General features: G+C 61.1%; 5 protein-coding genes. 4 read left to right on the top strand and 1 reads right to left on the bottom strand.

The features are described 5' to 3' along the window. Positions 1-154 precede the first annotated feature (154 nt). Positions 155-535, bottom strand: a complete 381-nt coding sequence (locus tag WCA85_RS21340) for a DUF2946 domain-containing protein (protein ID WP_424066859.1) — start codon at positions 533-535, stop codon at positions 155-157. Between the two features lie 475 nt (positions 536-1,010). On the opposite strand from WCA85_RS21340, the gene WCA85_RS21345 reads away from it, so the two are divergent. The 4 genes from WCA85_RS21345 to WCA85_RS21360 form a co-directional block, all read left to right on the top strand. Next, positions 1,011-1,613: a cytochrome b gene (locus tag WCA85_RS21345; protein ID WP_424066860.1), complete on the top strand. Its 603-nt coding sequence runs from the start codon at positions 1,011-1,013 to the stop codon at positions 1,611-1,613. 94 nt (positions 1,614-1,707) lie between these two features. Continuing rightward, positions 1,708-3,159, top strand: coding sequence for a glycosyltransferase family 2 protein (locus tag WCA85_RS21350; RefSeq protein ID WP_424066861.1), 1,452 nt, complete (start codon positions 1,708-1,710; stop codon positions 3,157-3,159). Positions 3,160-3,382: 223 nt separating this feature from the next. Then, complete coding sequence (locus WCA85_RS21355) at positions 3,383-4,543, top strand: Rieske 2Fe-2S domain-containing protein (RefSeq protein WP_424066862.1); 1,161 nt, start codon at positions 3,383-3,385, stop codon at positions 4,541-4,543. Positions 4,544-5,511: 968 nt separating this feature from the next. Further along, positions 5,512-5,847: hypothetical protein (locus WCA85_RS21360; RefSeq protein WP_424066863.1), on the top strand; the 336-nt coding region annotated here is incomplete at its 3' end.

Below are 5,847 nucleotides of genomic sequence, written 5' to 3' on the forward strand. Positions count from 1 at the left end.
GGCCAGGGCGGCGCGCGCGGGCGCGACGTGCCGCTTGAAAAGCGTACGCATGATTGAATTGTTCTCCAATTGTCTTGAGGCGGCGCCGCGAGTAGGTGCGGCGACACTCCGTAGCTGCTCGTGCAGCACGGATTCTGTTCAGGTACAGATCGACTCAGGAGAAAACCGGTGGCGCACGCGGCTGGGCCGCGGTGTAGACGAGGGGGACATGGATGGCGACGCGCGTGGTCACGATGGGTGCGCGCACAACCGAAACTGCAGCGGCAAATACTGTCGCCGTGCCCGGCAAAACCGGAGCGTGAGCAAGCATGCCGCAATAGGCGCAAGCTTGCCAATGGAACACAGGAGAGTGGGGTGACTTGCCGTCGTGCGCGGCCGGACTGTTGTCCGGTTCAGCGGAACAGTAGGTCGCCAGTGCCTGGCCGAGCCTGTCGTGTGCGGCAAGCGCCTGTGAGACCGTCGGCGCAAGCGTGCTCATCAGGATTGCTAGCAATCCCAACCAGCTGCCGATTTTCTGGAGGCGAAGACGAAGCATGCTGCGCGCGGGGCACGAGAGGAAGCGATGAATGGCGCAGATTATGCCACGCACACCGGCATGTAAACCGCTGAAATCTGCATGACCGGCATCGTGTGTTGGTGCATGTCAATGATGGGTCGAGGCGGTAGTCGTGTACAGGTGATCGACGCTCCAGGCATTTTCGTAGGAAGATTGCGGGTTTGGACGATGGCGTGCGGTCGTGGCGCGCACGGCGGCGATACCGAAACAATTGGAAATCCATGAATGAAGCCGATGCGGAATAATTCGTTGCTCCGCAACGTTATCCAGATAGCAGCCGTTGCGCAGCGCACGGACCTTTGTCCCTGTCTGCCAGAGTAGGCGCTTCAGCGCCTTACTCTAGTCCCACGCATGATAGTTCCGGTGATTCACCATCGGGCGGTGAATCAGGCCGGTTTATTTCAAACAGCTTTCGCGCGTCCTCTGACGCGTCTAATTTCGGACGGACTTACCGATGAGCACCCGGGCCAATACCCCGCTTTCCGATTCGGCCAGCACGCTGGCGTCGTCGCGCTATACGCGCACGGCGATGGCGCTGCACTGGATTATCGCGATCCTGATCATCTGCAACGTGGTGTTGGGGCTAAGCGCCGACTCGCTGCCCGATGACTGGGTGCGTCCGGTTATCGACACGCACAAGTCGATTGGCATTACTGTGCTCGGTCTCGTACTGCTGCGCATTCTGTGGCGTGTATCGCATCGCCCGCCGGCGTTGCCGGCCGAGTTTCCCTCATGGGAGCGCACCGCCGCCCACGTTGCGCATTTCCTGCTGTACCTGCTGATGATCGGCCTGCCGCTGTCCGGCTGGTTGCACGATTCGGCATGGAAGGACGCGGCCACCCATCCGATGCGTCTATTCGATCTGTTCCCCTGGCCGCGTATCGGCTACGTGATGAACCTCGATCCGACGCTCAAGGAAAGCTTGCATAACCGTTTCGGCGCGCTGCATACGTGGCTTGGCTACGGGTTGTACGCGCTGCTGGCGATGCATGTGGGCGGTGCATTGAAACACGAGTGGATCGATCGGAAGTCAGTGCTCAAGCGCATGATTCCTTGAGGCGGCGCCGTACGGTTGCACCGTACGGAGAGCGACTGAGCGGCACACAGGTTCCATTTTTCATAACGCGGTACACACGGATTCAGCAGCCATTTTGAACAGAACTCTGGAACAGGCCCTGGCGCTCGCCTCGCCTCGTATTGTGCCGCGCCGCACGACATTGTTAAGCACGCTGATCCATCTGAGCGTCGTTGTGCTCTGGCTGCTGCTATTCGCGCGGGCGTTCTTTCTGCAAGGGGTGGTGGCGTGGTCGACCGGCATTGCTTACATCGTGTACGACACCTTGCTGCTCGTCTTCGTCACGATCAAGACGTTGCCGTTGATGCGGCCACTAACGCCGCTCGATCCGGACTCGGAACAGCGCAGTTTGCCCAGCATGGGGGTGATCGTTGCCTCGCACAACGAAGCGGCCGTGCTGCCGGTGACACTCGCGGCGCTGCTGCGGCAAATCCACGGGCCGGCGCAAATCGTGATTGCCGATGACGGTTCCACCGACCAGACCACGGCCCTGCTTACCGAGCGCTTCGGGCTGACGCAAGCGCCGGAAGGCGTGCTGAGCGCCGCGAGTTTGCAGCACCCGAACCTTTACTGGCTGCGCGTACCGCATGGCGGCAAGGCCAAGGCGCTGAATGCCGCGATCATGGAAATGACGACGGATACCGTAATGACCGTCGACGCCGACACGCTGCTGGACGACGACGCCACCTATGCGATGCGCGCCGCGTTCGCCAGCGAGCCGAAACTGGTGGCGGCAGCCGGCATCCTCGTGCCGGTTTGCGGCAAAAGCGTCTCGGGCCGGGTTTTCCAGTGGTTTCAGACCTACGAGTACATGCGCAACTTCGTCGCGCGCTTTGCGTGGATGCGCGCCGACAGCCTGTTATTGATCTCCGGCGCATTTGCGTCCTTTCGGCGCGATGCGCTGGTCGCAGTGGGCGGCTTCGACCCGCAGTGCCTGGTGGAGGACTATGAACTGATCCATCGGCTGCGGCGCTATTCAGTAGACAACGGCCTCGGCTGGGACGTGCGCGTGGTGGGTGATGCACAAGGGCGCACCGATGCCCCCGGCACCCTCGGCAGTTTCCTGCGGCAGCGGCGTCGCTGGTTTGCGGGCTTCCTGCAAACCCAGTACTGGAATCGCGACATGACGGGCAACCCGCGTTATGGCACGCTCGGCATGGTCATGCTGCCGGTCAAGGCGATCGACACGATGCAGCCCATCTACGGGCTGACGGCCTTCGCGCTGTTGCTGGTGTTTCTGTTCGGCGGCCACGGCGGAATCGTGCTGTCGATCTTCGGCGTGATCGGCCTGAAGACCGCCATCGACCTCGTGTACTACTTGTGGTGCATCCATCTGTACCGCCGCTGGACCGGCCAGTTCGTCGGGTCGAGCCTGTGGATGGCCATGGCCGCCGCCATCGCAGAGCCGTTCACGTTCCAGCTGGTTCGCCATACCGGTGCGCTGATGGGTTGGCTGCATTTTCTGCGTGGCGGCCGCGCCTGGGGCGTGCAGCGCCGTTCCGGCCTCGTGGCCCACGACGAAGGCTAGCCTACCCGGGTTTTCCTCGCCACGTTCCCATCACCGCTCATTCCCCTCCCGCTTTTCCCGGGTTTCGGCCCCGTAGCGCAGCGTCGCCCCCAAGGGGGGCGGAAAAAAGCGTGCCCTGGCAAAAACATCAATTGCGTCTGTTCTAGTAGACTGGCTTCCTTAGCTATCTTCCTGCCCATGTTGCGGGCCCACCCAGGTTTCGAAGTGCAAGGAGGCGTCGCCCATGCATGTAGTTCCTCCGCTGGATTGCAGCACCGTCGATACAGACACACCTGACACACCCGACACACTTGATGCGCCCGCCGAAGCGCCCGTGCGGGATTTGCGGCGTGTCCCGGCCCATCCAGATCATTGGTATCCGCTGGCGTGGTCGCGCGAAGTCAAGCGCGGCAAGGCGCACGGGGTGCAGTTTGCCGGGGATCCGATCGTGCTGGTCCGCACCGAGTCGGGCGCGGTGTTCGCGCTCGAGGACCGTTGCGCGCATCGACAGGTGCCATTGCATGGCGGAGTGGTGGAGGGCGAATCGATCCGCTGCTGTTATCACGGCTGGACCTACGACTGCACAGGCCGCTGCATCGACATTCCCTACCTGGGCCGCGAGCGTTTGCCAAACGGCGTGCGCTCGTATCCGTGCCGCGAGGTAGAGGGGTTGATCTTCGTGTTTCCGGGCAATCCGGCGCTGGCCACCGAACGGCCCTTGCCGACGCTCTCGTCGGCCTCAGATAAAGCGTACAAGACGCGCCGCTTCGGTCGTGAAGTGAAGTGCCATTACTCGTTCATGCACGAGAACCTGATGGACATGAACCATCAGTTTCTGCACCGCAAGCAGATGGGGCAGATGCGCGCGCGTTCGGTTGGACGGCGGCGCGGCGAAGGCTGGGTCGAGGTGGACTACACGTTTGCACGCATGTCGGGCGAGCAGCCCATCGGCGAGGCGCTGGTGTTCGGTCAAAGCCGTAAAGGTACGCAAGGCGCGGATAAGGACGTCATGACGATCCGCACCGAGTATCCGTACCAGACGCTGCAGATCCGCACCACGGATTCCACGCTCGTGATGGATCTCTGGATCGTCTACGTGCCGCTCGATCGCGAGCAACGCACGAATCGCACCTTTGGCCTGCTGTCGATCCGTCGGCCGGGCATTCCGCTGGTGCTGGACGTTGCATGGCCTCTGCTGGTCTGGTTTACCGAACGCATCTTCAAGGAAGACCGCTGGATTGTCGAACGGGAACAGGAAGCGCACGACCGCCAGGGGGGCGACTGGAACCACGAGGTGTTCCCTGTGATTCTCGAACTGCGCTCGCTGTTGCGCGAGTGCGGGGCGCCGCCAATGGCTGGGGAATTCAAGGGTGTGCGAATCGCCCCGGCTGAGGGGAATTCCTGAGGCGGTTTTTTGCCGCTCAATGCGATGCGTTTCTCAGAGGGGCAGTGGTGTGGCCGTGATGTGGCCGTGCTGGGCAGACGGCGCACCACTGTCCACTCCCCCTCTTGCGCACGAGAGTTCGCCATATCGGCGCTTTCCCTTTGCTGCACCCACATCATCCCGATCGTTGCTAGTGCACCGATTGCGGCCATGACATATTCCTGACGCCGTCAACCGGGCAACAGCGCAAAACCAGCCTGTTTAGAGCGCTGGCCCGAGTCCTGCAGGGCTGATCGCCACAGTTCCCGTTGCGCTTGCACTGATTCCGAAATGCACTGTTGAATGTCCGTTTATGCCGGATGAAATCGACTTAACTACAGGACGCGCCCATACGTAGCAAGCCGCATTCCCGAAGAGCCTTGTTTGGGTGTCGTTTCCGGGGTTGATCGTAGCTCGAACCCGTTCTTGCAATATTCAAAAGCAGGAGTAACGGAAATGAAACGCCTCGCTTCGCTCCTTGTTCCCATGGTAGGGGTCATCTGCAGTACTACACATGCACAGACCAACCTGACCATCAATGGCACCACCTATACCTACTGCGCGGCTGAGAATCAGCGTTGCTCGTTCACGGGTACGGCGATGGTTGTGTTCGGGACGACCAGTCCATCGTTGATGTACGACATCAACGGACCGTTCACAAACGGGGTTCAGTGCACCAACGGCGTGGTATCCGCCACCGATCCGGCATACGGTTACGCAAAGAGTTGCTGGTATAGCGGGGCGGCCGCGCCGACTTCGACATCATCTACACCTGTAAGCACATGGACCAAATGCGCGTCCGAGAATGGCGTGTGTTCGTTCACGGGAACGAAACCTGTGCTCTACGGCGGCAGCACGACAGCGAACAATGTGACCAGGACGTTCACCAATGGGGTGGTGTGCAATAACGCTTCGTTTGGGACAGATCCGGACTTTGGCGTGACGAAGTCATGCTGGATTCCTGCGGTCGCAGTGCCGACGCCAACACCGACACCGACACCGACACCAACACCAACACCGACGCCAACACCGACACCGACACCGACGCCGACGCCGACACCAACGCCGACACCAACGCCGACACCAACGCCGACACCAACGCCAACGCCAACGCCAACGCCAACGCCAACGCCAACGCCAACACCAACGCCAACACCAACGCCAACACCAACGCCAACACCAACACCAACACCAACACCAACACCAACACCAACACCAACACCAACACCAACACCAACACCAACACCAACACCAACACCAACACCAACACCAACACCAACACCAAC

The sequence above is a fragment of the Paraburkholderia sp. genome (assembly GCF_049581445.1).
In the GTDB taxonomy this organism is placed as follows: Bacteria; Pseudomonadota; Gammaproteobacteria; order Burkholderiales; family Burkholderiaceae; genus Paraburkholderia.